This window comes from Streptomyces angustmyceticus (assembly GCF_019933235.1).
GTDB classification, from domain to species: Bacteria; Actinomycetota; Actinomycetes; order Streptomycetales; family Streptomycetaceae; genus Streptomyces; species Streptomyces angustmyceticus.
The window spans coordinates 4,878,041-4,903,875 of record NZ_CP082945.1 but is presented as its reverse complement, the minus strand read 5'-3'; the positions used below and the strand labels follow the sequence as shown (position 1 = coordinate 4,903,875).

Annotated in this window: 17 protein-coding genes, 1 tRNA gene and 1 riboswitch; of the genes, 5 read left to right on the top strand and 13 right to left on the bottom strand. The window is 71.5% G+C overall.

Annotated elements, in window-relative coordinates:
• Positions 1–669: 669 nt before the first annotated feature.
• Both K7396_RS22090 and K7396_RS22085 read left to right on the top strand, forming a co-directional pair.
• Positions 670–3,516: a bifunctional glycosyltransferase/CDP-glycerol:glycerophosphate glycerophosphotransferase gene (locus K7396_RS22090; protein WP_086721393.1), complete on the top strand. Its 2,847-nt coding sequence runs from the start codon at positions 670–672 to the stop codon at positions 3,514–3,516.
• Positions 3,516–4,685 carry a glycosyltransferase gene (locus tag K7396_RS22085; RefSeq protein ID WP_086721392.1) on the top strand — a complete coding sequence of 390 codons (1,170 nt, stop codon included), beginning with the start codon at positions 3,516–3,518 and terminating at the stop codon, positions 4,683–4,685. Before K7396_RS22090 ends, K7396_RS22085 begins: the two co-directional genes overlap by 1 nt.
• A gap of 163 nt (positions 4,686–4,848) precedes the next feature.
• On the opposite strand, the gene K7396_RS22080 is transcribed toward K7396_RS22085, so the two are convergent.
• Together K7396_RS22080 and K7396_RS22075 are read right to left on the bottom strand one after the other, a co-directional pair.
• A complete protein-coding gene (locus tag K7396_RS22080; RefSeq protein WP_086721391.1) occupies positions 4,849–6,063 on the bottom strand; it encodes a beta-ketoacyl-[acyl-carrier-protein] synthase family protein in 1,215 nt (404 codons plus the stop codon).
• 945 nt (positions 6,064–7,008) lie between these two features.
• Positions 7,009–7,090 (bottom strand) — tRNA-Leu (locus K7396_RS22075).
• Between the two features lie 473 nt (positions 7,091–7,563).
• On the opposite strand from K7396_RS22075, the gene K7396_RS22070 reads away from it, so the two are divergent.
• Both K7396_RS22070 and K7396_RS22065 read left to right on the top strand, forming a co-directional pair.
• A complete protein-coding gene (locus K7396_RS22070; protein ID WP_086721390.1) occupies positions 7,564–8,346 on the top strand; it encodes an ABC transporter ATP-binding protein in 783 nt (260 codons plus the stop codon).
• Positions 8,347–8,393: 47 nt separating this feature from the next.
• Positions 8,394–10,964 (top strand): ABC transporter permease, encoded by a 2,571-nt coding sequence (locus K7396_RS22065; RefSeq protein WP_152104883.1) that lies wholly within the window; start codon positions 8,394–8,396, stop codon positions 10,962–10,964.
• Positions 10,965–11,031: 67 nt separating this feature from the next.
• Here K7396_RS22065 and K7396_RS22060 read toward each other — a convergent pair whose 3' ends face one another.
• The 11 genes from K7396_RS22060 to K7396_RS22010 all read right to left on the bottom strand — a co-directional run bounded on the left by K7396_RS22060 (position 11,032) and on the right by K7396_RS22010 (position 23,901).
• The gene (locus K7396_RS22060) at positions 11,032–12,360 is read right to left on the bottom strand and encodes an SAM-dependent methyltransferase (protein ID WP_086721914.1); all 1,329 of its coding nucleotides are present in this window, start codon (positions 12,358–12,360) and stop codon (positions 11,032–11,034) included.
• A gap of 211 nt (positions 12,361–12,571) precedes the next feature.
• The gene (locus tag K7396_RS22055; RefSeq protein WP_086721915.1) at positions 12,572–13,963 is read right to left on the bottom strand and encodes an NAD(P)/FAD-dependent oxidoreductase; all 1,392 of its coding nucleotides are present in this window, start codon (positions 13,961–13,963) and stop codon (positions 12,572–12,574) included.
• A gap of 453 nt (positions 13,964–14,416) precedes the next feature.
• Entirely contained in the window at positions 14,417–15,412 is a 996-nt protein-coding gene (locus tag K7396_RS22050) for a Ppx/GppA phosphatase family protein (RefSeq protein WP_086721916.1), read from the bottom strand.
• Positions 15,409–15,969 (bottom strand): DUF501 domain-containing protein, encoded by a 561-nt coding sequence (locus K7396_RS22045; RefSeq protein ID WP_152104884.1) that lies wholly within the window; start codon positions 15,967–15,969, stop codon positions 15,409–15,411. Before K7396_RS22045 ends, K7396_RS22050 begins: the two co-directional genes overlap by 4 nt.
• A gap of 106 nt (positions 15,970–16,075) precedes the next feature.
• On the bottom strand, positions 16,076–16,528 hold the full coding sequence (locus K7396_RS22040; protein ID WP_086718225.1) for an FtsB family cell division protein: 453 nt from the start codon (positions 16,526–16,528) through the stop codon (positions 16,076–16,078).
• A gap of 158 nt (positions 16,529–16,686) precedes the next feature.
• Positions 16,687–18,009 (bottom strand): phosphopyruvate hydratase, encoded by a 1,323-nt coding sequence (eno, locus tag K7396_RS22035; RefSeq protein ID WP_086718224.1) that lies wholly within the window; start codon positions 18,007–18,009, stop codon positions 16,687–16,689.
• A 270-nt stretch (positions 18,010–18,279) separates the two neighbouring features.
• Positions 18,280–18,954 carry a transglycosylase family protein gene (locus K7396_RS22030; protein WP_086718223.1) on the bottom strand — a complete coding sequence of 225 codons (675 nt, stop codon included), beginning with the start codon at positions 18,952–18,954 and terminating at the stop codon, positions 18,280–18,282.
• A gap of 7 nt (positions 18,955–18,961) precedes the next feature.
• Positions 18,962–19,133, bottom strand: a riboswitch (cyclic di-AMP (ydaO/yuaA leader).
• Between the two features lie 251 nt (positions 19,134–19,384).
• Positions 19,385–20,332 (bottom strand): transglycosylase family protein, encoded by a 948-nt coding sequence (locus tag K7396_RS22025; protein ID WP_308686915.1) that lies wholly within the window; start codon positions 20,330–20,332, stop codon positions 19,385–19,387.
• Between the two features lie 298 nt (positions 20,333–20,630).
• Positions 20,631–21,959: a cytochrome P450 family protein gene (locus K7396_RS22020; protein WP_152104885.1), complete on the bottom strand. Its 1,329-nt coding sequence runs from the start codon at positions 21,957–21,959 to the stop codon at positions 20,631–20,633.
• A 163-nt stretch (positions 21,960–22,122) separates the two neighbouring features.
• Positions 22,123–23,139, bottom strand: a complete 1,017-nt coding sequence (locus K7396_RS22015) for a nucleoside triphosphate pyrophosphohydrolase (RefSeq protein WP_086718220.1) — start codon at positions 23,137–23,139, stop codon at positions 22,123–22,125.
• A 123-nt stretch (positions 23,140–23,262) separates the two neighbouring features.
• Positions 23,263–23,901 (bottom strand): SurA N-terminal domain-containing protein, encoded by a 639-nt coding sequence (locus tag K7396_RS22010; protein ID WP_086718219.1) that lies wholly within the window; start codon positions 23,899–23,901, stop codon positions 23,263–23,265.
• A gap of 341 nt (positions 23,902–24,242) precedes the next feature.
• Here K7396_RS22010 and K7396_RS22005 point away from each other — a divergent pair, with 341 nt between their 5' ends.
• A complete protein-coding gene (locus K7396_RS22005) occupies positions 24,243–25,820 on the top strand; it encodes a DUF2079 domain-containing protein (RefSeq protein WP_086718218.1) in 1,578 nt (525 codons plus the stop codon).
• Positions 25,821–25,835 lie beyond the last annotated feature (15 nt).

Genomic DNA, 25,835 nt, shown 5'->3' with positions numbered 1-25,835 from the left:
GCGTAATGGCTTGGCAAAGGGGCGTCGCTAGTTCTTGAGCAGGATCTTTCCCCGAACTCGCGCCGGCACCTCCTCCATGAGGAGGACGTACGGGAGGGCGGAGAGGTGCCCGGCCGGGTGCCGGGGGCGGCGCGCGCGGCCGGCCGGCACTCCTGCCACTGCACCGTCGCGCGGCCCCGGCGCCGCCATTGCGGGAATTCGATCCCCGGCCGTGCTCTCACCGTTGCCGCGCCGTGTTCTCACCGCGCTCTTGCCGCCTTCTTGCCGTCCGCTTGCCACTCTCCTGCCGCCGCCTTGCCCGTGTCTGTTCTCTTCCGTTGCCGTCGCACGCTTCCCCCGTGCTCGAACTGTCATTTCCTTCCGCTTCTCCGGGGGCGCCTTCCCGCTCGCTTCGCACGGAATCCGATAAATGTCTGATCGCAACACGCGCCACCCGGGCCCGGCAGGCAACCGATTCGCGGGGGCACCCGTCTTCCCTGCTGGCCGGAGCCTGCCCGGGCAGGCGGATCACAAGGCTGACGCGTGGTCACGATCCGAACGCCGAAGCGCCCTTCCCGATACCTCCGTGACTCACGGTCCGTAGTGTCACGGACGCGATCGGTTGTAATCCTGGGGGACAGACAGGGCTATTCTGGCGGGAAACAGTAGCGAAAGAGGGTTGAGGTGCCTGTGCCTGACGTCTCAGTAGTCGTCATCGTCTACAACGACGCCGACCGGTTGCCGACCGCGGTCCAGTCCGTGCTGGACCAGACGCTCCGGGACGTCGAGGTGGTGATCGTCGACGACTGCAGCACCGACCGTTCTTTCGAAGTGGCGCAGCACCTCGCGGCCGGTCATCCCGGGCGGGTCCGAGCCTTCCAGCTGCCGGAGAACAGCGGTGCGGGAGGCGAGCCGCGGAATGCCGGAATCCAGCACACCGAGGGCCGGTACGTCATGTTCCTGGACAGCGATGACGTCCTGGAACACAATGCGTGCCGGAATATGCTGGAGGCGGCCGAGGAAACCGGGTCGGACATCGTTTCCGGTCTGTGCGTCCGGCTGCATCTGGACACCCGCAACCAGAAGCGGGACGAGTGGTACGCCTGGCTGTATTCCACGACCCGTACGCTGGAATCCGTCACGGAATTGCCGGACCTGTTCGTGTGGGACACCCTTTCCACCAACAAGTGCTACCGCCGCGATTTCCTCATCGAGAACAATCTCCGATTCCCCAAGGGGATGTTCTACGAGGACCTGATGTTTATCGCCGACGCATATCTGGCGGCCCGGCGCATCACCCTGATCCCCAATCAGGTCTATTTCTGGCACGTTCATGAGCGGGCCGCCGTGAAGTCGGTGACGAACCGGCGCCACGAAATGAGCAACTACGCCCACCGGCTGGAAATCCACCGGCGTATCGACGCCCTGCTGGCGGCCCGCGGGCTGAGCGAAATGAAACTCGCCAAGGACGTCAAATTCCTCAAGCACGACCTGGTGCTGCATCTGCGGGACCTGCCGTTCCGCGACGATGCCTACCGCCGGGAGTTCGCCGAACTCTCCCGCGAATACCTCGCGAGCATCGCGCCCGAGGCGTACGAGCGGGTGCAGCCGATACAGGCCATCTGTGCGTACCTGCTCCAGCAGGGTGACTGGGACCACCTGATCCCGGCCGTCGACACGCTCATCAACCGCGACAAGCTCTCCTCGCCGCTCGCCGAGCACGACGGGCGGATCTTCTGGTGCGACGGCTACACCGACGACCCGTTCGGGCGCGACGTGCTGGACGTGACCGACATCGGCTACCACGAGAAGTCGGTCAACCAGCTCTTCCTGCGCAACCAGCTCACCGGCTTCGACGTGTCCGGCAGGTCCGTGTCACTGACCGGCCGGATCACCAACCCGCTCGGCATCATCCCGCCCGGAGCGCGGCTCAAGGGCGAGCTGGAGTTCAGCGCCCGGCGGCGCAGCCTGCAGTCCTTCCACTTCCCGGTGCGGATGCTGCGCCACGACGGCGACACCGTCCACTGGGAGACCACCGCCGACCTCACCGCCAAGCTGCGCCCGCTGGGCATCGTGGACACCATCTGGGACGTCCGGCTGCGCCTGGACGTCGACGGGGTGCGCACCACGACCCGGCTCACCGTCGCCGACACCGAGCTGTCCGGCGGGCTGCCGGTGCGGCCGCGGCTGTCGCGGATGGTCGCCGACCACCTCGAACCGCATGTCTCGGCCAAGGGCCACCTGGCGTTCCGCCTGGTCAGCGAGAACCGCAACGCCGAGCGCGTCCAGGACCTGATCACCCGCGGGGTGCACGGCAGGCCGGGGACACTGGCAAAGACCGGCTACCGCAAGGCGAAGGAGCTGCGCAAGAAGGTCACCTCCGGCGACAACAAGCTCCGCGCCTACCACGAGGTGTTCAGCCGGCTGCCGGTCAAGAAGCGCACGGTGGTCTTCGAGAGCCACCTGGGCAAGCAGTACAGCGACAGCCCGCGCGCGATCTACGAGGAGATGCGCCGGCAGGGCCTGGAGTTCGAGGCGATCTGGTCGTACGCCGGGTCCCCCAAGAACTTCCCGAAGGGCGTCACGCTCGTACGGCGCTGGTCGCTGCCCTACCTCAAGGCGCTGGCGCAGGCGGAGTTCTGGGTGGACAACCAGAGCTACCCGCTCAAGCTCACCAAGCGTCCGGAGACCACCTACCTCCAGACCTGGCACGGCTCCGCGCTGAAGAACATGGGCTTCGACCAGCCGGCGCTGAAGGCGCAGACCCGTCGGCAGCAGGAGGAGCAGCAGCGCTCGCTGGACCGTTTCGACCGGTTCCTGATCCGCTCCGAGCACGATGTGCGCACGCTCGCCAAGGCCTTCCGGCTCAAGCCGGAGACCCTGCTGCGGGTCGGCTACCCTCGCAATGACGCGCTGGTCCGCGCCCGGGAGCGGGAAACGGCCCTCGGAAAGCGCGAACGCGGAGCGCTGGCTGCCGAGTTGGGCATTCCCGCCGACAAGACCGTACTGCTTTACGCACCGACGTTCCGCAAGGCCGGCGGCCGGCACGGACGCTTCGCCCTGCCCTTCGACGTGGAGCGGTTCGCCGACCGGTTCGGCGACCGCTATGTCCTCCTGGTGCGCTCGCACTACCTCAATCACGTGGTGCTGCCACCGACCGTGGAGGGCCGGGTCATCGACGTATCGGCGCACCACGATGTGACGCCGCTGCTGGAGCTGGCCGACGGGCTGATCACCGACTATTCCTCGGTGATGTTCGACTATGCGCTGCTCGACCGGCCGCTGGTGTTCTTCACCTACGACTACGACGAGTATGTGCACGAGGGCCGGGGCACCTACTTCGATCTGCTGGAGCACGCTCCGGGCCCGGTGGTCCGCACCGAGGAGGATTTCCACCAGGCGATCAAGTCGTTCGAGTCGCAGTCCGCGGAATACGCCGGGAGCCGCAAGGAATTCGTCGCCAAGTTCGGCGAATTCGACCAGGGCAACGCCGCCCAGAGCATCGTCGATCAGTTCTTCGCGCAGTGGAGCCGTTGATGACCGAGTCGTACGCAGCCGAGCCGCGGGACATCTTCTTCGTCTCCAACAGCGTCAACGAGATGGGCGGCATCACCAGCTGGTCGCACCAGATGGCGCGCCTGTTCAGCGAGCGGGGCCACCGGGTGCACATCATCGGTGTGGTGCCGCCGCCGGAGGGGCGGGTCCACGAGCTGGCGGACGACCTGCCGTTCGGGACGACCACCCTCTACGCCGAGCATCCGCCGGCCGTCCGCCCCGCGCGGGGCCTCAAGGGCCGGCTCAACCTCGTCGAGCAGCGCCGCCGCGCCGCCCGCGAGGCCGGCATGCGGGAGCAGGCGGCGAAGATGAGCGCGCTGTTCCGGGCGGCGAAGCCGGGCGGCGTGGTGATCGTCACGCAGGTGTGGGCCATGGAATGGGTCGCGCTGGCCGACACCGCCGGGCTGACGGTGATCGGTATGAGCCATGAGTCGTTCGACACCTGCCGCAAGTCGTCGCGCTTCGGCCGGGTCAAGCGGTTTTACGCGGACGTCGACCGGATGCTGACGCTCACCCGGGAGGACGCCGACCGCTGGATCCGGCAGCGGATGGACAACGTCGGCTTCATGCCGAACCCGCTGCCGTTCTTCCCCGACGTCCCCTCGGACCGCTCCCGCAAGTGCGTGGTCAGCATCGGCAGGCTCCACGAGGAGAAGGGCGTGGACCTGCTGCTGGAGTCCTGGGCGAAGGTCGCACCGCGGCACCCCGACTGGACGCTGCGGATCTACGGCTCCGGCGAGGAGGAAGAGGCGCTGCGCAAGCAGGCCGCCGAGCTGGGGATCGCCGACTCGGTCGCCTGGATGGGCCGTACGGCCGATGTGCCCGGCGCCCTGCGGGAGAGCGCGGTCTTCGCGCTCAGCTCCCGCGGCGAGGGCTTCCCGCTGGCCCCCATGGAGGCCATGGCGACGGCCGTGCCGTGTGTGGCGTTCGATGTGGCGCCCGGCGTCCACGAGATCATCTCGGACGGCGTGGACGGCCTCCTCGCTCCCCCGGGGAACATCACCGAGTTCGCCCGCCACCTCGACACCCTGATGTCCGACAAGGACCTCAGGGACACCATGGGCGACACCGCCCGCGAGAACATCCAGCGGTTCTCCACGGACGAGGTCGTCGCCCGCTGGGAGAGCCTCTTCGCCCTCGTGGAGCGCTGAGCCCCGGGGCGCCGGGGCGCCCGCGGACGTGCGAGAAGGGCCGCCGGGCCGTCCCCGGCGGCCCTTCTCGCACGGACGGCTCCCGCGTGGTCAGGGCCGCTTGATCACGTGGGGGCGTGACCTCCCGGCCGCCCGGCCACGCGGTTCACGCGGTTCACGCGGTTCACGCCGTGAAGACCAGGCTCACGTTGTGGCCGCCGAAGCCGAAGGAGTTGGCCAGCGCGGCGTGCCACCGGCCGGTCCGCGGCTCGCCCCGCACCACGTCCAGCTCGATCCTCGGGTCGAGGGTGTCGAGGTTGCGGACGGCGGGCACCACCCCGTCCCGGAGCGCCAGCAGCGCCGCCAGCCCGCCCACCGCGCCCGAGGCGCCCAGCATGTGGCCGGTCATGGACTTCGTGGCGGTGACCGCGGCATGGGTGCCCACGGCCCGGCCGATCGCCTCGGCCTCCGCCAGGTCGCCGGACTCGGTGGAGGTGGCGTGGGCGTGCACATGGCCGATGTCCCGCGGGGTCAGTTCCGCGTCCCGCAGGGCCGTCTCGATGGCGTGGACCTGGCCCGCCGCGTCGGAGGCCGTGATGTGGTTCGCGCTGGAGCTCACGGCGGCGCCGGCCAGCGCGCCGTACGTCCTGGCGCCGCGGGCGCGGGCGAAGCCGGCACGCTCCAGCACCATGATCCCCGCGCCCTCGCCCATCACGAAGCCGCTGCGGGCCACGTCGAACGGACGGGACACCGACTCCGGGTCCTCGAACTGCGGGGAGAGCGCCTTCATCTGGGCGAAGGCGGCGAGGGTGAACGGGTGCAGACAGGCCTCGACGCCGCCCGCGACCACCACGTCCACCCGCCCGGCGCGGAGCAGGTCGAGGCCCATCGCCAGCGCCTCGGCACCGGAGGCACAGGCGCTGACCGGCGTCCTGGCCCCGCCCTTGGCGCCCAGGTCCATGCTCACCCAGGCGGCCGGCCCGTTGGGCATGAGCATCGGGACCGCGAACGGCGAGAGCCGGCGCGCCCCGGACTGCTCGAAGAGGTCGTCCTGGCCGAGGGTGGTGAGCACACCACCGGTGCCGGTACCGATGACCACGGCCAGCCGCTCGGGCTCGACCTCGGGCGCGCCGGCGTCCTGCCAGGCCTCGCGGGAGGTGAGTATCGCGAGCTGCTCGCTGCGGTCCAGCTTCCGGGCCCGGGTACGCGGCAGCGCGGCGGCCGGGTCCTCGGTGAGTCCGGCCGCGACGCTCACCGGGAGGTCCGCGGCCCACTCCTCCTCCAGGGCGCGCACCCCGGACTTCCCCGCCAGCAGCGCCGACCAGGACGATGACGCGTCGGCGCCGACGGGGGTCCTCGCTCCGACACCCGTCACCAGCACCTGACCGTTCTCGGTCATCTCCGCCTCCTCTGATCTCATGGAAACTGCACAAAAACCCTTGATGATCCCGCAGAGATCATCTCAGTCATCAGCTCGGCAAACAGGCGAGAGGCAGACCGATTTCGGCGTCGGGGAGTTGTACGCATTCCACAATCGCGCGTGGGTTCCGGACGCCCGGCGGAAGTGTGCCCGGCCCGTCCGTTCCGGCGGCGCGGCCCCGTATCCCGCTATCCCCGCGCACACTCGCGCCCTCGCCCACCGCCCTCGCCGCGCGCCCTCTCCGTCGCACACCCGCCGCCGCAGCGCCACTCCTCAGCGCGATTCGGCACTTTCCTTTCGCGCCGCGGAACTTCACGAAAGCGCGACGCCCGGCACGCGGCGCCCGGCGCGCGACTCCCGGTGCGTTCACGGGGATTCCGCCCGGCGACGGGCCGGCTTACGGCGAAAGAATGGGGAGCCGCCGGGCGGGCAGGCGAGGGGCGTCGGAGAGGAAGTGCGCCGCGTTGGGTTTCCGCACGCACCGGCGGCAGAAAAATCCAAAATTCAAGTTACCTCGGGTAGGCATCCCGGGTAGGCGGCTCGGTGTCCGCGCGAGGCGCACACCGCATCGCGAAGGCCGGAACCCGCCGCGCGGCCGACCGCCGCCCCTGCGGCACTTCCCCACCCCCCCGCACTACCGGAACGCCTCGCGAAGAACGGTGCAATGCTGCCGAGTTGACACTGTTTCAGCAGGTCCGGACGGTTTCGCCCGGACGGGCCCGCGGACTTCCGGAGCATTTTCCGGGGGACGGCATCGCCGCACTTCACTCGGTAACCCATGATATTTCCGGCACGGCATTCCACCGCGGACTCGCACGCGCACACCGTCAAAGGCACATGCGTTCTCCGCGTGTTCGGGCGAGCGGCAGGAGCCCCGGATCTATATGGTTGTTTGTTCAAGGTCTCAAAGCTGCGGCTGCGCAGTGCCCGGAGCCGGACTTGAACCGGCACGGCCCGTAGGCCAGCGAGGTTTAAGCTCGCCGTGTCTGCATTCCACCATCCGGGCCTGGGATCCCCCATGCCACCTCAAAGAGGCAGCACGAGCGTAGCCCGCAGCGCACCACAGGGTTCGGCCGCTCTTCCCGAGGTTGTCTTATTTTATTGGCAACTGAGGGAGCATCAGCGCCGGGTACGGGCCTCGGGCACATGCCTGAAGCCCACCTTCGCCAGGACGCGCCGCAACACAATTCCGTGCCCGAATTGACGGAAACTCGACGCCTCCTCCGGACCCCCTCCGCCGCCCCGGCGCCGGACGCCCGGCCACTCCGTACGCAGTAGCGCCCCTCAGGGTCCGGCTCCTCCCCAGGGATGACCCGCACCCCGCGGCTACCTCCCAGGTGTGGCGCAGGACGGGCACAGGGGTTGACGTCCACGTCCCCCGGGCTGTCCCACGATGGAAGGGTCCGCTTCCGCCTGCGGCAGCCGCCCTCGTGGCCGCCGCGGACCGATCGCCCTTCGTCCCGACAGGAGACCCTTCCCGTGACCACCACCCACTCCGGCGTCGCCACCGCCCCCCGCACCACCACGGCGGCCGCCCGCGCCACGGACCTCACCAAGGTCTACGGACAGGGCGAGACCCAGGTGGTCGCCCTGGACGCGGTTTCCGTCGAGTTCCGGCAGGCCGAATTCACCGCGATCATGGGCCCGTCCGGGTCCGGCAAGTCGACCCTGATGCACTGCATGGCCGGGCTGGACTCGATCTCCGGCGGCTCCGCGCGGATCGGCGGGACCGAACTGAACGGGCTGAAGGACAAGAACCTCACCCGGCTCCGGCGCGACAAGATCGGCTTCATCTTCCAGGCGTTCAACCTGCTGCCGACCCTGAGCGCCCTGGAGAACATCACCCTGCCCATGGACATAGCGGGCCGGAAGCCCGACCGCGCCTGGCTGGACCGCGTCGTGGAGACCGTGGGCCTGGCCGGCCGGCTCAAGCACCGGCCCGGCCAGCTCTCCGGCGGCCAGCAGCAGCGCGTCGCGGTCGCCCGCGCGCTGGCCTCCCGGCCCGAGATCATCTTCGCCGACGAGCCCACCGGGAACCTCGACTCGCGCTCCGGCGCCGAGATCCTCGGCTTCCTGCGCAACTCCGTGCGCGAACTGGGCCAGACCGTGGTGATGGTGACCCACGACCCGGTCGCCGCCTCCTACGCGGACCGGGTGGTCTTCCTCGCCGACGGCCGGATCGTCGACGACATGGCCGGCCCGACCTCCGACCTGGTGCTGGAGCGCATGAAGGGCTTCGACGCCAAGGGCCGTACCAACTGACCAGCGGCCGCCCGCACTTCGGACCTCTCCTCCAGGACTGAGCCACCATGTTCCGTACCGCCTTGCGCAATGTGCTCGCGCACAAGGCCCGGCTGCTGATGACCGTCCTCGCCGTGATGCTCGGCGTGGCCTTCGTTTCCGGCACCCTGGTCTTCACCTCGACCATCTCCGACGCCTTCCGCACCAGCTCCCACAAGAGCCTCGACCACGTCGACGTCGCCGTACAGCCCGCGTCCCCCGACGGGCCCGGCGCCGCCCGCGCCGACAGCGCCGCCCGACCCCGGCTCGACGGCAAGGTGCTCGGCACCCTGGCCCGGCTCCCCGGCGCCGCCTCCGTCACCGGCACCGTCGAAGGCTTCACCGCGATCGGCGACAAGGACGGCAAGCCGATCGCCCAGGGCCGGAGCAGCCGCGGCAGCAACTACGTCCCCGGCAAGAACGGCAAGGACGCCCGCTACCCGATGCGGCAGGGCACGGCCCCCACCGGCGCCGGCGAGTTCGCGCTGGACGCGGGCACCGCCGCGAAGGGCGGCTACCACGTCGGCGACACCGTCCGGATCTCCGCCGACGGGCCGGTCCGGGAGCAGAAGCTGACCGGCATCTTCACCACCGACGACGGCCGGGTCGCCGCCGGCGGTTCGCTGGCCCTCTTCGACACCGGGACCGCGCAGAAGCTGTTCAAGACGGCCGGCGGATACCACGAGATCGACGTCGAGGCCGCGGCCGGCACCTCCCAGGCAGCCCTGCGCCAGGCGGTCGACAAGGCGCTCCCCCACGGCAGCGCCACCACCGCCACCGGCAAGGAACTCGCCGACCGCGAGGCCAAGATGATCGACGAGAACACGCAGGGCATGCGGATCGCGCTGCTGGCGTTCGCCGCCGTCGCGCTCTTCGTCGGCATCTTCCTCATCGCCAACACCTTCACCATGCTGGTCGCCCAGCGCACCAAGGAGCTGGCGCTGCTGCGGGCGGTCGGCGCGAGCCGGCGCCAGGTCACCCGCTCGGTGCTGGCCGAGGCGTTCGTCGTCGGCGCGATCGCCGGGGTCTCGGGCCTCGCCGCCGGCATCGGCATCGCCGCCCTGCTGCGCGCGCTGCTGAACGGCTTCGTCGCGAAGTTCCCCGAGGGGCCGCTGGTGGTCTCGCCCGCCACGGCCGTCACCGCCCTCGGCATCGGCACCGTCATCACGGTGCTGGCCGCCTGGCTGCCCGCCCGGCGTGGCGCGAAGGTCCCGCCGGTCGCGGCGATGAACAGCGTGCACGCCGTCGCCACCACCAAGTCGCTGCTGATCCGCAACACCCTCGGTGCGCTCGTCGCGGGCGCCGGCACGGCCGCGGTGCTCGTCGCCACGGCCGGGTACGAAGGCGACGGCACCAGCCGGTACCTGCTGGGCGGCGGCGGGATGCTGCTGCTGATCGGGGTGTTCATCCTGACGCCGCTGCTGTCCCGGCCGCTGATCGCGCTGGCCGCGCCCGTCCTGCGGGCCTTCGGCATCGCCGGCCTCCTCGCCCGGCAGAACGCGCTGCGCAACCCGCGCCGCACGGCCACCACCGCCTCGGCGCTGATGATCGGACTGACCCTGATCACCGGCATGACGGTGATCGCGAACGGCACCCAGAAGGGCATCGACAAGCTGGCCGTCGACTCGCTGAAGGCCGACTACACCCTCTCGATGCAGGGCGACACCCAACTGCCCACCAGCACCGAGCAGAAGGTCCGCGAGGTCCCCGGCGTCACCGCCGTCACCCCGCTGCGCAAGGGCATGGCGACGATCGGCAGCGGCTCCGCGGCCCGGCAGCCGACCCCGCTGACCGGTGTGGACGGCGACCGGTTCGGCGCGCTCGTGCGGCCCGACATCAGCGAGGGCTCGTTCGGCACCCTGCGCGGCGGCCGGATCCTGGTGGACGAGGACACCGCCTCCCGCCACGGCTGGCGGGCCGGCTCGCGGCTCCCGGTGACGTTCGAGGACGGCAAGGCCGCCACCCTCACCGTCTCGGGCGTCTACCGGGGCAACCAGATGCTCAACGGCGTCTTCCTGGACAACCGCACCCTGGCACCGCACCAGAAGCAGCCCAGCGACAAGCAGCTGCTGGTCAAGATGTCCGGCGGCGCCACCGACGCGCACAAGAACGACCTGGTCGAGGCGCTCGGCAAGAACCCGGCGGTCACCGTCGCGGACAAGAAGGACGTCTCGAACGCCATCGCCTCGATGTTCACCCTGCTGCTGAACATGCTCTACGGCCTGCTGGCCATGGCCGTGATCGTGGCGGTGCTCGGGGTCGTCAACACCCTGGCGATGTCGGTCTTCGAGCGCTCGCAGGAGATCGGCATGCTGCGGGCGATCGGCCTGGACCGGCGCGGCATCAAGCGGATGGTGCGGCTGGAGTCGCTGGTCATCTCGCTGTTCGGCGGGGTGCTCGGCATCGGGCTCGGCGTGTTCATGGGCTGGGCGGTCGGCAAGCTGATCGGCGCCCACCTGCCCACCTACGAACTGGTGCTGCCGTGGGCCCGGATGGGCGTCTTCCTCGGCCTGGCCGCGCTCGTCGGCGTCCTGGCCGCCCTGTGGCCGGCGCTGCGGGCGGCGCGGCTGAACACGCTGGCCGCCATCAAGGCCGAATAACGCCCCCGGCACCGGCCCCCCGCCCCGCCCGCCCGCTCCGTCACGGCAGCGGGCGGGCGGGCCGCGGTCAGCCGCGTCCTGCGGCGCGCCAGTCGCGCGCCCGCAGCGGCAGGCCCGACTCCCCGGGCTCCGGCGTCCGGACGGCCAGCACCTGGTTGACTCCTATGCGGTTGCGCTCGAAGGACAGCGCGGACGCGGCCATGTACAGCCGCCACACCCGGGCCCGGCCCACCGAGGTCAGCCGCGCCGCCTCGTCCCAGTGCTCCTCCAGGTTGGCGACCCACTGCCGCAGCGTGCGCGCGTAGTGCTCCCGGATCGCCTCCACGTCCCGCACCTCGAACCCGGCCTCCTCCAGCTGGCCGACGGTCCGGCCGATCGGCGCCAGCTCGCCGTCCGGGAACACATAGCGGTCGATGAACTCGTCGACGTGGTACGCCTCCTCGTCGGGCACCGGCCGCCGGGCGATCTGGTGGTTGAGCAGCCGCCCGCCGGGCTTGAGCAGCGCGTACAGGGCGGCGGCGTACTCCGCGTACTGGGTCCGGCCGACGTGCTCGGCCATCCCGACCGAGGAGACGGCGTCGAACGGCTCGTCGTGGATCTCGCGGTAGTCCTGCACCCGGATCTCGATCCGGTCGGCCAGCCCGGCCTCGGCGATGCGCTTGCGGGCGAAGGTGGCCTGCTCCTCGGAGAGGGTGATGCCGACCGCGCGCACGCCGTACTCGCGGGCCGCGTGCAGCACCATCGAGCCCCAGCCGCAGCCGACGTCGAGCAGCCGCTGTCCCTCGCGGAGGCCGAGCTTGCGGCAGATCAGGTCGAGCTTGTCGCGCTGGGCGTCCTCCAGGGTGGCGACGCCGTCCTCGGCGGTCCCCCAGTAGGCGCAGGAGTAGACCATGGACGGGCCGAGCACCAGCGCGTAGAAGTCGTTGCCGACGTCGTAGTGGTGGCTGATGGCCTCCTTGTCGCGCCGCAGGGTGTGCAGCGGGCCGCGGCGGCGTCTGACCTCCTCCGCGGGCGGGGTGGGCGGCACCGGAGCGCCGGCCAGGGCCAGCAGCTCCCGGGCGGCGGCGCGGACCTCGGGGCGGGCCAGCGCGCGCAGCGCGGCGGCGCGGTGCGGCTTGGCGGTCTCCCCGCGCTCCCAGATCAGTCCGGCGAGCCGGTCCAGCGCTTCGTAGAGATCGCCTTCGATGTCGAGGTCGCCGGCCACCCAGGCGCGGGCCAGGCCCAGCTCGCCCGGCTTGAACAACAGCCGGCGCAGCGCCCTGCGGTGGCGGATGACGAGCGTGGGTGCCCCCGGCGGGCCCGACTCGCTGCGGTCCCAGGCGCGGATACGCACCGGGAGCGGAACCCCCAGCACCTCCTCGGCGAGCTTGGTGAGCCGTCCCGCGGCGTCGGCCATGTCGCACACCTCCGTGTTGACGAGTCGGGCAAAGAAGTTTCACCCACCACGTAAACGCCAATGGGGCGCCCAGTTAGTCCCGTTCACACGCAAGAGAACCGCACACCGCACGGTTTGCGCCAGAGTGGACACACCTGCGGACACGCCAAAGGGCGCCCGCCCCACGGATGGCGGACGCCCTTCGGGCTGGTCGGAGTACCCGACCGGAGGTTCAGGAAGCCTTGGCCTTGGTCTTGTCCCCGGCCTCGGCGGCGGTCGGCGGGGCCGGCGCCGGCTTGGCGGCCTCGTAGAACTCCTCGCGGGGGTTCTCCATGGCGCCGAGCGAGACGACCTCGCGCTTGAGGAACATCGCCAGCGTCCAGTCGGCGAAGACCCGGATCTTCCGGTTGAACGTCGGCATCGCCATGCCGTGGTACGCGCGGTGCATGTACCAGGCGAGACGGCCCTTGAGCTTGATCTTCATCTTGCCCACGACGATCATCGCGACGCCCTTGTGCAGGCCCAGACCGGCGACCGCACCCTTGTTGGCGTGGCTGTACTCCTTCTGCGGGAAGCCCCGCATGCCGGAGAGCACGTTGTCGCCGAGGACCTTGGCCTGCCGCAGCGCGTGCTGCGCGTTCGGCGGGCACCAGGCGTTCTCGTTGCCGTTCTTGCGGCCGACCATGTCCGGCACCTGGGCGTTGTCGCCGGCGGCCCAGATGTAGTCGGTGCCCTGCACCTGGAGGGTGGTGCCGGTGTCGACGTGGCCGCGCGGGCCGAGCGGCAGACCGAAGCGGGCCAGCGCCGGGTTCGGCTTGACGCCCGCGGTCCACACGATGGTGTTGGAGTCGACCTCGAGGCCGTTGTTGAGCTTCACGTGACCGTCGACGCAGGAGTCCATGCCGGTCTTGAGGTAGACCTCGACACCGCGGCCCTCGAGGTGCTCCTTGCCGTAGGCACCGAGCTTCGGGCCGACCTCGGGGAGGATCTTGTCGGCGACGTCGACCAGCAGGAAGCGCATGTCCTCGCGCTTCACGTTGTTGTAGTACTTCGCGGCGTCCCGGGCCATGTCCTCGACCTCGCCGACGGTCTCCGCACCCGCGAAGCCACCGCCGATGAAGACGAAGGTGAGCGCCTTGCGGCGGACGTCCTCATCGGTCGTGGAGTCGGCCTTGTCCAGCTGCTCCAGCACGTGGTTGCGCAGGCCGATGGCCTCTTCCACGCCCTTCATGCCGATGCCGCTCTCGGCCAGGCCCGGGATCGGGAAGGTGCGGGAGACCGCGCCCATCGCGATGACCAGGTAGTCGAAGGGCAGCTCGTACGCCTCGCCGACCAGCGGGGCGATCGTGGCGACCTTGCGGTCCTGGTCGATGGTGGTGACCCGGCCGGTGAGGACCTCCGCCTTGGGCAGCACGCGTCGTAGCGGCACCACGACGTGGCGGGGGGAGATGCTGCCGGCTGCAGCTTCGGGGAGGAAGGGCTGGTACGTCATGTACGAGCGCGGGTCGACGACCGTGACGGTCGCCTCGCCGTACCGCATCTGCTTGAGGATGCGGCGTGCCGCGTACAGGCCTACGTACCCACCGCCTACAACGAGGATCCTGGGACGCTCCGTGGTGCTCATGCAATCGAGTATCCACCCCCACATGGGGGGTCGCTCGTGAGCCCCTTCACAAGCAAGCAAGGGGCATCTGCTACACTCCGCCGCCTTCGTGACCGACGCCATAGCGTGAAGCGGAACCACCGTAGGCCACGGAGCGTTGGAGACCCCTGTTGATCAGGGATTGTCGTCCGCCGGACGGCCGGACCACCGCCTCGGCGAGTGCGCGGCCCCCGCGACAGCCGCCGGGCATTTTCCGGGTCGAGACGCCCCTGAGCCTTCGAATGAGGGTCGGACGATCAGATTGTTCGCCCAACGGGAGGCTTTTTCATGTGAAGGATTTCACGAACTTTCTTCGCCGATCCCTCCGCGGGGCCTCCCGAAGCCCCCTGAAGGGCGCTCGGACGGGCATACCGCCCGCTCAAAAAGCCACTCGGCAGAGGCCGTTGCCGACCTCCGCCGAGTGGGTACGCGCCGTCAGCCGGCCAGGCTCCAGGCGATGCCGTCGAGGATGTCGTGCTCGCTGACGACGACCTCCTCGGCGCCGGTCCGCTCCATGATCGACAGCAGCACGAGCGCGCCCGCGCCGATCACGTCGACCCGGCCCGGGTGCATGACCGGGATGGCCGCCCGCTCGGCGTGGGTGGAGGACAGCAGCCGGTCGGTGATCTCGCGGACCTTCGCCAGCGGGACACGGGAGTGGTGGATGGCCTCGGACTCGTACCGGTCGAGGCCCAGCGCGATCGCGGCGACCGTGGTCACCGAGCCGGCCAGGCCCACGAGGGTGGCGGACTCGCCCAGCGGGACGGTCTCCTCGGCCCGGTCCAGCGCCGTGGCGATGTCCGCCCTGATGGCGTCGATCTGCCCCGGGGTCGGCGGGTCGCTGATCTCTCCCCCGTGCACCAGATGCCGCTCGGTCATCCGCACGCACCCGACGTCGACCGAGCGCGCGGCGCGCACCGACGCGTCGCCGAGGACGAACTCGGTCGAGCCGCCGCCGATGTCGACGACCAGGAACGGCCGCGCCAGGCCCACCCGTCGCCCGCCACCACCCTTCCCGGGAAGTCGCTCCGCGCCTGCAGCCCCCATTCCAAGCAGTTCCTTGGTGGCGCCGTTGAACGAGAACTCCGCCTCCTGGTCGCCGGTGATCACCTCGGGCTCCACGCCCAGGATGTCCACCACGCCGCGGACGAAGTCCTCGCGGTTCTCCGCGTCCCGGGAGGCGGAGGTCGCCACGAAGCGGACCTGCTCGGCGCCCAGGCCCTTGATCACCGCGGCGTACTCCCGGCAGGCCGCGAAGGTGCGCTCCAGCGCCTCGGGCGCCAGCCGCCCGGTGCGGTCCACGTCCTGGCCCAGCCGGACGATCTGCATCCGGCGGTCGAGGTCCTTCAGCTCGCCCGTCGCCGGGTCGGCGTCCGCGACCAGCAGCCGGATGGAGTTCGTACCGCAGTCGATGGCGGCGACCCGCTTCACGTGGCGTCTCCCTCGGGGGCGTCCTGGGCTTCGGAGGTGTCCTGGCAGGGGGTCACGCACGGCCCCTTCTTCCACCACTCCGGCAGCATCGCCAGCGCCTCGTCGCCGAGCGGGTTGACGCCCGGTCCGGCCGCCAGCGAGTGGCCGACGAGGACGTGCAGGCACTTGACCCGGTCCGGCATGCCGCCGGCACTGGGGAAGCCCTGCAGCACCTCGATGGCGTCCCGCCGCCGGATGTAGTCCTCGTGGGCGGCCCGGTAGGCGGCGGCGAGCTCCGGGTCGGCCGCCAGCCGCTCGGTCATCTCCTTCATCACGCCGTTGGCCTCCAGCGTGCCGATCGCGGAGGCCGCGCGGGGGCAGGTGAGGTAGTAGAGCGTGGGGAAGGGCGTGCCGTCCTCCAGGCGCGGCGCCGTCTCGACGACGTCCGGCTGCCCGCAGGGGCAGCGGTGCGCGATGGCGCGCAGGCCGCGCGGCGGACGGCCGAGCTGCTGCTTGAAGGCGGCGATGTCCGCGTCGGTGGGCTCGGTGGGCTCGGTCTGGGGCGGGGGGGTGTCCATGTGCGCTTTCGGTGAGGTGGGTGGTGAGGTGGCGGGGCGGGGCGGGGCGGGCCGCCGGGTCCCGACACTACGGGCCGGCGTCCGGCGGCGGTACGGGCAGCCGGGGCTACCGCTTGTCCGCCGCGTCGACGGTGCCCCACAGATTGTCGTACCAGGGGCGCTGCGCCGCCTGCGGCCCCTTCGGCGCGGCGCCCGCGCGGGAGCCGTCCTGGACGATGTAGCCGGTTTCGCCCGGCATGAGGTAGTGCAGATGCCGGCGGGCCTGCTGGCGTACGTACTCCGGGTCCTGCCAGCGGGCCTTCTGCTCGCGCAGCCGGTCGAGGGCGGCGCCCGCGTCCTGGGCCCTGCGGCGCTGGTCGGCGATGTCGGAGCGCTGGGAGACGTACTGCCTTATCGGGTACGCGAGGGCAACGACCAGGGAGCACATCACCAGCGCCAGCAGGGCGGCACGGCCGGTGAGGCGGTTGCGGCGGGGCGGGCGGGCTCGGTAGACGCGGGCGGCGGCCTGCTCGCCGAGCGCCTTGAGTCGGGTCGCGGTCGAGAACCGGTCCGCGGGCACGTCGTCTCCCCTTCACTGACGGACGCCTGACTGCTGAAGCAGACGCGTCCCCGGCAACGGTACGGGACCGTTGCCGGGGACGTACGGGGTGCTGGGCGGTTGTCTCGCCCGTTCAGCCCTTGCCGACCCGGTCCGGCGGGGCGGCGGGCCGCCGTCGGTCAGCTCCCGTGGCGGAACCGCGGGAAGGCGGAGCGGCCGGCGTAGACCGCGGCGTCGTCGAGGATCTCCTCGATGCGCAGCAGCTGGTTGTACTTGGCGACGCGCTCGGAGCGGGCCGGGGCGCCGGTCTTGATCTGGCCGCAGTTGGTGGCGACGGCGAGGTCGGCGATGGTGACGTCCTCGGTCTCACCGGAGCGGTGCGACATCATGCACTTGAAGCCGTTGCGCTGGGCCAGCTCGACGGCGTCCAGGGTCTCGGTCAGCGAGCCGATCTGGTTGACCTTCACCAGCAGCGCGTTGGCGGAGCCCTCCTCGATGCCGCGGGCGAGGCGCTCGGGGTTGGTGACGAACAGGTCGTCGCCGACGAGCTGGACCTTGGCGCCGAGCTTGTCGGTGATGACCTTCCAGCCGGCCCAGTCGTCCTCGAACAGCGGGTCCTCGATGGAGACGAGCGGGTAGGCCGCCACCAGCTCCTCGTAGTACTCGGTCATCTCGGCGGCCGAGCGGGTCTTGCCCTCGAACTCGTACGAGCCGTCCTTGTAGAACTCGGAGGCGGCGACGTCCAGGGCGAGCGCGATGTCCTGGCCGGGGGCGTAACCGGCCTGCTTGATGGCCTCCAGGATGAGGTCCAGGGCCTCGCGGTTGGAGCCCAGGTTCGGGGCGAAGCCGCCCTCGTCGCCGAGGCCGGTGGACAGCCCGCGCTCCTTCAGGACCTTCTTGAGGGTGTGGTAGACCTCGGCGCCCCAGCGCAGCGCCTCGGAGAAGGACTCCGCGCCGATCGGGGCGATCATGAACTCCTGGATGTCCACGTTGGAGTCGGCGTGCGAGCCGCCGTTCAGGATGTTCATCATCGGGACGGGCAGGACGTGCGCGTTCGGGCCGCCGAGGTAGCGGAACAGCGGGAGGTCGCTGGCCTCGGAGGCGGCGTGCGCGACGGCGAGGGAGACGCCGAGGATGGCGTTGGCGCCGAGCGAGCCCTTGTTGTCGGTGGCGTCCAGGTCGAACATGGCCTGGTCGATCAGCCGCTGCTCGGTCGCGTCGTAGCCGACGAGCTCCGGGCCGATCTGCTCGATGACGGCCAGGACGGCCTTCTCCACGCCCTTGCCCAGGTAGCGGTTGGGGTCGCCGTCACGGAGCTCGATGGCCTCGAAGGCGCCGGTGGAGGCGCCGGACGGCACGGCGGCACGGCCGGTGCTGCCGTCGTCGAGGCCGACCTCGACCTCGACCGTGGGATTACCTCGCGAGTCGAGAATTTCGCGGGCTACGACGACGTCGATGGACGGCACGTTGTCTCCTTCGTGGATGTCTGGCGTTCTGCGCATGAGCCTAACGGCCCCGGGGTCGTCCGCCTGCGCTTGGCCCGCTCCGTGGGACGGAATTACGGAATGAAGAGCCCAAAGGACCAGCTCACCGGACCTTTGGGACATTGTTCGCCGAACGGGAAAGGGCGTGGAACCGCGCCGGTCACCGGGCCCGGACGCGAGAACCCCGCCCGGCGCGCTCGGGGGAAGGGCGCGCCGGGCGGGGCCGGTCTCACGGAGCGAGGGGGCCCGCCGCTCTCGGGCCCGCTCACCTCCCGGTGAGGGATGGACTCAGACGTTGAGCTTCTGACCGGGGAAGATCAGGTTCGGGTTGCCGCCGATGACCGACTTGTTGGCCTTGTAGACGGACTTCCAGTCGCTGCCGTGCGCCTTGGCGATCTTGGCGAGGGTGTCGCCCGCCTTGACGGTGTAGTTGCCGTGGCCCATGGACTTGCGCTCGGTGGAGCGGGAGGCGTGCTGCTCGGGGGCGGCCGGGGCCTTCTTCGTCTCGGCCTTGGTGGAGCCCTGGTCCTGCTGGGGCGCGGACTTGGTCTGCGCGGAGGAGCCGGAGGTGTCGACGTCGGCGGCCGGGCCGCCGGCGGTCAGGTTGCCGGCGCCGGCGCAGGACCAGGCGCCCGGGCCCTGGATGGCGAGGAGCTTCTCGGCGGCGGCGATCTGCTGGGACTTGGTGGCCAGGTCGGCACGCGGGGCGTACTGGGTGCCACCGGCGGCGGCCCAGCTGGAGTTGGAGAACTGCAGGCCACCGTAGTAGCCGTTACCGGTGTTGATCGACCAGTTGCCGCCGGACTCGCACTGGGCGACCTTGTCCCAGGTGGCGACGGAGGCGGCGGAGGCGGAGGTGGCGCCCATCAGCGGGACGGCCACGGCAGCACCGGCGATGCCGGCGAGGGTGGCGACGCGGACGGCCTTGGACGGACGACGGTGCTTGCCCTTGATGATCAGCATGGTTCGTTCGTTTCCTCACCGACGCCTACGAGGTGAGCTGTCGGGTTCGGGCTGTGAGAAATCGCCCGGCCGCGTGCGCGTGCGCACGTGGCTTCACCCCAAGCCGGTTGACCCGCTTTCACGGGCGGGGCCGGCACGTACCTTGGGTCCCCCGCTCCTGCCTTCGGCGCTTGCGCGTCAGCTGCCTCCGACCACCGGCAGGATTCGGCGTGTGATCGAAGGGCCCGCTTTGGCGAGCGGTCCTGACGTTAAGCAGTAATGCCCTTGGGGTTCAAACCCCATCATCTGAACCAAGTTGACCGTTTTTGATCACGGATCGGACACATACCCGCAGGTGAACCCCGGTTTGCCGAGGGCGGACGCACCGGGGTTCAGCGCGGTCAACGAGACCCTTGTCTCACTTTCCCAAAAGAGGGCGAAGGGAGGCGAATTACCCTTCGTTGTGCCCGAGATCGAGCTTTTGGCCCGGCTTGATCAGGTCCGCGTCGGTGCCGATGACGCCCTCGTTGCGGTCGTAGAGGGCGGGCCAGCCGCCGGGCAGCCGGTGCGCCGAGGCGATGGCTGACAGCGTGTCACCGGGGCGCACGGTGTACGCGCCGTCCGCCGCCGGGTCCGTCCGCGCGCCGTCGCCGCGGGAGGCGTGCCGGCCCCCGGCCGACCGGCCGTCGTCGTCGCCGGCGCCCTGGTCGCCCGCGTCGCCGCGGTGCTTGCCCTGGGTGGGCGCCTTGTGCGGGGTGCCGGTGGTGTCCGGACGGCTGCCGCCCTCGGACGGGTCGGCGGACGGCGACGGGTCCTCGTCCCGGTCGCCCGGGGTCGCGGAGCCCGACGGCTGCCGGCTGCCGGGGCCGTCGTCGGAGCCGGCGGAGTCCGAAGGCTCGGGCGAGGGCGCCGGATCGGCCTGGCTGCCGCCGGTCTCGTCGTGCGCCCCGGAGGAGTCCTGGCCGGAGTCCTGACCGGCGGATCCCTGGCCGCCCGGCGTGCCGGAGGAGTCCCAGGGGTCGGCGGAGTCGTCCGACGGGGCGGGGGAGGGAGTGGCGGTGCTGCCCGGGTCGACCTCGGGCGCGCGGCCGTCCTTGACCAGGCCGGCGCCGTCGGCACAGCCCGACCAGACCTCCGGGCCGCGGTGGTCGAGGATCGACTCGGCGACCGCTATCTGCTGGGAGCGGCTGGCGAGGTCGGGGCGCGAGGCGTAGGCCGCGCCGCCGTAGGTGTCCCACATCTCCTGGGTGAGCTGCAGCCCGCCGTAGTAGCCGTTGCCCGAGGCCGCGCTCCAGACGCCGGCACTCTCGCACTGGGCGACCTTGTCCCAGGTCGTGGTGTCGGCGGCGTGCGCGCCGCTCGCGGCGAGCAGCGGCAGGGCGAACCCTGCGCCGGTCACTCCCGCCGTGACAAAGATGGCCGGTGCCTGACGGGGGCGACGGTGTCGGCCGGTCCCGGAACGCATGCGGATGCCTTTCGCGCGGCGGTTGAGTTGTACGACGAGCTCGTCGAGCTGCTCGACGGGTCACCCGCCCGGCCGACGCGCACGAGGCGCACCGTTCTACCGGTCCCCCACATCACCGCTTCGGCCGATCGGGTGAAGCCCGTCGATCGTCGGTGGAAAGGTAGCCGGGGTCACGGGTAGTCACAAGTCGGTGTAGCGCGGATCACGTAAAGGTCACGCACCTGACTCTGCGTCACTTCTGACCTTGTCGCTGGTCAGGGCGCTCGGGCGGGAACTCCACCGGCAGCGACCGCAATCCGCGCATGATGAGCCCGCCGCGCCAGCGCAGCGCGTCGGGTTCCGCGGCGAGCCGGAGGTCCGGGAGGCGGGTCAGCAGGGTCGCCAGAGCCGTCTGCCCTTCGAGCCGGGCGAGGGGGGCGCCCAGGCAGTAGTGGATGCCGTGCCCGTACCCCAGGTGCTGGTTGTCACGGCGGGTCAGGTCGAGCACGTCCGGCTCGTCGAAGCGCGCCGGGTCGCGGTCGGCGGCGGCCAGCACCACCAGGACCGGGTCGCCCTGCGCGATCCGCTGCCCGCCCAGGGTCAGCTCCTGGGTCGCGAACCGCCAGGTCGCCAGCTCCACGGGACCGTCGTAGCGGAGCAGTTCCTCGATGCCGGAGGTCAGCAGGCCGGTGTCACCCGCAGTGATCGACTTCTGCAGCAGCTCGCGCTGGGCGGGGTGGCGCAGCAGCGCGTAGATGCCGTTGCCGATGAGGTTGACGGTGGTCTCGAAACCGGCGAAGAGCAGGATGAAGGCCATGGCGGCGGCCTCGTTCTCGGTGAGGTGCTCGCCGTGGTCCGAGGCCCGGATCAGGCCGGAGATCAGGTCCTCGTCCGCCTCGGGGGTGTCCCCCAGCGACTCGCGCTTGCGGTGGATCAGCTCGGCGAGATAGCCGCGCATCTTCTTCACGGACCGGGCGACCCCGCCGCGCGGTCCCCCGCCGTGCCGGATCATCATGCCCGCCCAGTCGCGGAAGTCGTCCTGGTCCTCGCGCGGCACGCCCAGCAGGTCGCAGATCGCGTAGATCGGGAGCGGGAAGGCGAACTCGTGGATGAGGTCGGCCTCGCCCTTCGCCGCGAACTGATCGATGAGGTGATCGGTCAGCTCCTGGACGCGCGGGGCGAAGGCGGCGACCCGGCGCGGGGTGAAAGCCTTCGAGACCAGCCGGCGCAGCCGGGTGTGGTCCGGGGGGTCGATGTTGAGCAGATGCGTCATCAGGTTCGCGCTGCGCTCGCCGGGGATGCCGACCTTGCCCTTGCCGTGCGCGGACTCGCTGTGGTGCACCGGATTCTTCGACAGCCGGCCGTCGGCGAGCGCCTGCCGCGCCTCGGTGTAGCGGGTCACCAGCCATGCCTCGACGCCGCTGGGCAGCTCGGTCCGGTGCACCGGCGCGTGCTCCCGCAGCCAGGCGTACGCCGGGTAGGGGTCGGCGGCGAACTCCCAGGTGAACAGGGCGGGGGCGGGCGCGGCTGCGGGGCAGCCCGCGGGGGCGTCGGCGGCGGGGGCGTGGGGCTTGTCGTGCACCTTCCGACCGTAACCGGTGGGCGCGCCGGAGCGCGCCCGCGCACCTGCCGGGCCCCCGCGGGCGCCGCACCACGCCGCATCCACCCCGAGCCCGGTCAGGCGCCGCCGCCGCGATGCCGCCCCGGCCCCGCGGCGGGGAACGCGCCCCCGCCGCTCCGGAGCCTCACGCGCCGGCGCCGCCCTCGGCGGCTATCACCGCGTCCCGGTAGGCGCGGGCCGCCGCCCGCAGCGCGGCCTCCGGGTCCACACCGTCCGCCTCGGCCCGTACCGCCAGGGCCAGGAGTTCGTAGCCGATGCCCTCCCCGGCCGGGGGCGCGACATCGAGTCCGGCCGTGCGGGCGCGGGAGGAGAGCTTCGCCGCCAGCGCCAGGCCGGGCTGGGCCAGCGGGATGCCCTCGGTCACCGAGTCGCGCCGCTTCTCCTCGGCCTTCGTCCGCAGCCAGTGCGCCCGGACGTCGTCCGGGGTCGCCGCGTCCGCGTCGCCGAAGACATGGGGGTGGCGGTGGATCAGCTTGTCGACGATGCCGCCCGCGACGTCGTCGAGGGAGAACGGTTCGTCGGGGTCGTCCTGGGCGATCCGGGCGTGGAAGACGACCTGGAGGAGGACATCGCCCAGCTCCTCGCGCAGCGCCTCGCGGTCCCCCTCCTCGATGGCCTCGACCAGCTCGTACGCCTCCTCGATGCCGTACTTGGCGAGGTCGCGGTGCGTACGGATGCCGCTCCAGGGGCAGGCGGCGCGGATCTGGTCCATGACCTGGACGAGGTCGAGCAGCCGGGCGCCGGGCAGGTCGTAGGAGCCGGGCAGCAGCTCCAGGTCCGGCATGGTCTCGCGGCCGGAGCCGGCCAGCCTGGCCAGGCCGTCGGTCAGCGTGCTCTCGCCGTCCGCCGAGGTCAGGACGACGGCCGTACGGCCCCCCGGCACGCAGTAGTCGACCAGTTCGCGGGCGGCGGGGGCGGCCGTCTCCACCGCGATGCCGGCCTCCCGCAGATACGGCAGCTGCGGGTGGTCGGGGTCGGCGCACAGCACACGGTCCGCCCCGCGCAGGATCTGCCAGGCGGGCCAGGACAGGAGCCCGGGGGCGACCCGGTGGCTGGTGGTGAGCAGGACCAGGCGTCCGGTGCCGGTGCCCTCGGGGCGGGCTTCGGCGCCGGTGTCGGCGGCAGAGGCGTCAGCGTTCACGTCTCGAACGTAACGCACCCCGCCGGACGGCCCGGCGCCGGTGGGCGACGGCCCGGACACGCCCTGTTCGCCGCGCCGCCCGCCCCGTACGGGCCGCCCCCGGCCGGCCCCGGCCACCTCCTCTCAGGCCTGCTGCTTCGCGGACTCCCGGGTGATCCACGGGTCCTTGGTCTCGCCGAGGATGACCTGCTGGTCGTCCCACTTGCCGAACCGCGGATTGACGTCGATTCCCATGGACCGGGAGGTCTTGGCCAGTGCGCGGGCGAGCTTCTGCTGGCCCTGCGGCTTGCCGCGGTCCGCGCCGAGGTGCCGGGCGACGCCGTCGAGCAGCAGTTGGTTGCGGACCATGGCGTCGATCTCGTCGGGGGCGACGCCCTGCTGGAGCCACATCTCCTTCAGCCGCGCGGCGCCGCCGGCCTGCTGCTCCGCGCGCGCCCGCCAGCGCTGGACGTCGCCCCGGGTGACCGTCACCTCGGCGTCCCGGGCGCCGCGGGCCAGCACCTCGTCGAAGATCATGCCGTTGAGGGTGGCCAGGCTGAGCCGGCCGGTGTTCATGATGAGCTGGCTGCCCTGCGGGGACCTGGCCTGCGCGGCGCGCACGTCCTTCACCTTCGCCTGCAACTGCGAGACGGTGATCCGCTTCCCGTCCACGAGGGCCGCGGCCCCGGGGTGGGCGTCGCTGCCGCAGGCCGCGAGCAACGGGGCCGCGCCCAGCAGGGCGGCGGTGGCGGATACGGAGAGCGCTGTCCTACGGCGGAACACATGGCCTCCCGGCAGATCGTGCGACGGAGTCTCGACCTTGGTGGATCGATGCTATGGAGTCGGCGTGGCCCAGGCCACTGCTTCGGCCAACGATCTGGGGCGGGCTCGGTTTCTGGTGCTCGGAGGTGCCGATTCCGGTCCGCCGGCCCGTCCCGGTCGACCGCCGCACCGCGCCGTACCCCGCCGTTCCCCTGCCACCCGCCGCCCTTCCCTCCCGGGGAACGGACCGGCCCGCACCGGCGTCTGACCCACTGCCACCCCGCCGTCGCAGCACCTCGTCCGCCGGGCGGTCCGGGGCTCCGCTTCGAGTATCTTTTCGACAGTTGAGAGTGAGGATCCGCATGGACACGGCCGCAGTAACGGCCGGGGGTGCCCCCGGACGGATTCTTGGGGAGGACACCGGCGCCGTGCCACCGCCCCGGACCGCCGCCCCGGCCGGGACCGTACCGGCGCCGCGGTCCGCCGGGCCGGACGACGCCGAGACGGCCGGCACCGGCACACCTCCGCCGGACCTGCCCGGACGCCTGCGCCGCGCCGCGCACCGCCTGCGCACCCGGACCGCTCCCCTGCGCGCCCCTCGCCTCGACCCCTACTGGACGGCGGGCCTCTTCTTCGTCGCCTACGCGGTGCTGGCCGTCTGCCGCTTCCGTACGCTGTCCACGTCCTCCTGGGACCTGGGGATATTCGAGCAGGCGATACGCGGCTACGCCCACTTCCAGGCCCCGATCGTGGACCTCAAGGGGCCCGGCACCAACATCCTCGGCGACCACTTCAGCCCCGTGCTGATCCTGCTCGCCCCCCTCTACCGGCTGTTCCCCTCGTCGCTGACCCTGCTGATCGCGCAGGCCGCGCTGTTCGCGGTGTCCGCGATACCGGTCGCCCGCGCCGCCGCCCGCACGCTGGGCCGCGTCCCCGGCCTGGCGATCGGCCTCGCCTACGGCACGTCCTGGGGCGTGCAGAAGGCCGTCGACTTCGACTTCCACGAGATCGCCTTCGCGCTGCCGCTGATCGCCTTCGCCCTCGAAGCGGTGCTGCGCGGACGGTGGACGGCGGTGGTGTGCTGGGCCGCGCCCCTGGTGCTGGTCAAGGAGGATCTCGGGGTGACCGCGGCCGTCATCGGGGCGCTCGCCCTGATACGCACCCGGCGCGCCAGCCCGCTGGCCATCGCCCTGGTGGCCTTCGGCATCACCGCCACCGCCGTCACCCTCGGCGTGCTCATACCGGGGTTCAACGGCTCCGGCTCGTACGACTACTGGAGCAAGTTCGGCGCCGACGGCGGCGGGCTCACCATCCCGCTCGACACGGCCCTGCGCACCACTCTGTGGGTCCTGCTGCCCACCACCGGCCTGCTCGCGCTGCGCTCCCCTCTCCTCCTGGTCGCGCTGCCCACCCTGGGCTGGCGCTTCCTGTCCCACGAACCCCACTACTGGGGCATCGACTGGCACTACAACGCCGTGCTGATGCCGGTGGTCTTCCTCGCCCTGATCGACGCCCTGCCCCGGGCCCGGGTCTCCGCCCGCCCCTGGCTGCGCTCCTACGCCCACCACCTGCCGGCCGCCGTGGTGTCCGTGGCCCTCGCGCTGACGACCACGCTGCCGCTGGCCCGCCTCACCGAGGCCGCCACCTACCGCACCCCGCCGGACGCCGTCGCCGCCGGGAAGCTGCTGGACCGGATCCCGGACGGGGCGAGCGTGGAGTCCGACATCCGGCCGCTGAGCCGCCTCACCGGCCGTACCCGGGTCTTCTGGACCGGCGACACCGGGGGGCTGGCGCCCGACTACGTCGCCGTGCAGCTGCGCGACGGCCACACCCCGCGCCAGGCACTGGCGGACGCCACCGCCCGCCACCCCCGGTCCACGTACGTCATCCTCGGCGGCGCCTCCGACCTCCTCGTCCTGCACCGGACCTCCGCCCGCTGACGCCTTCCCCCGCCC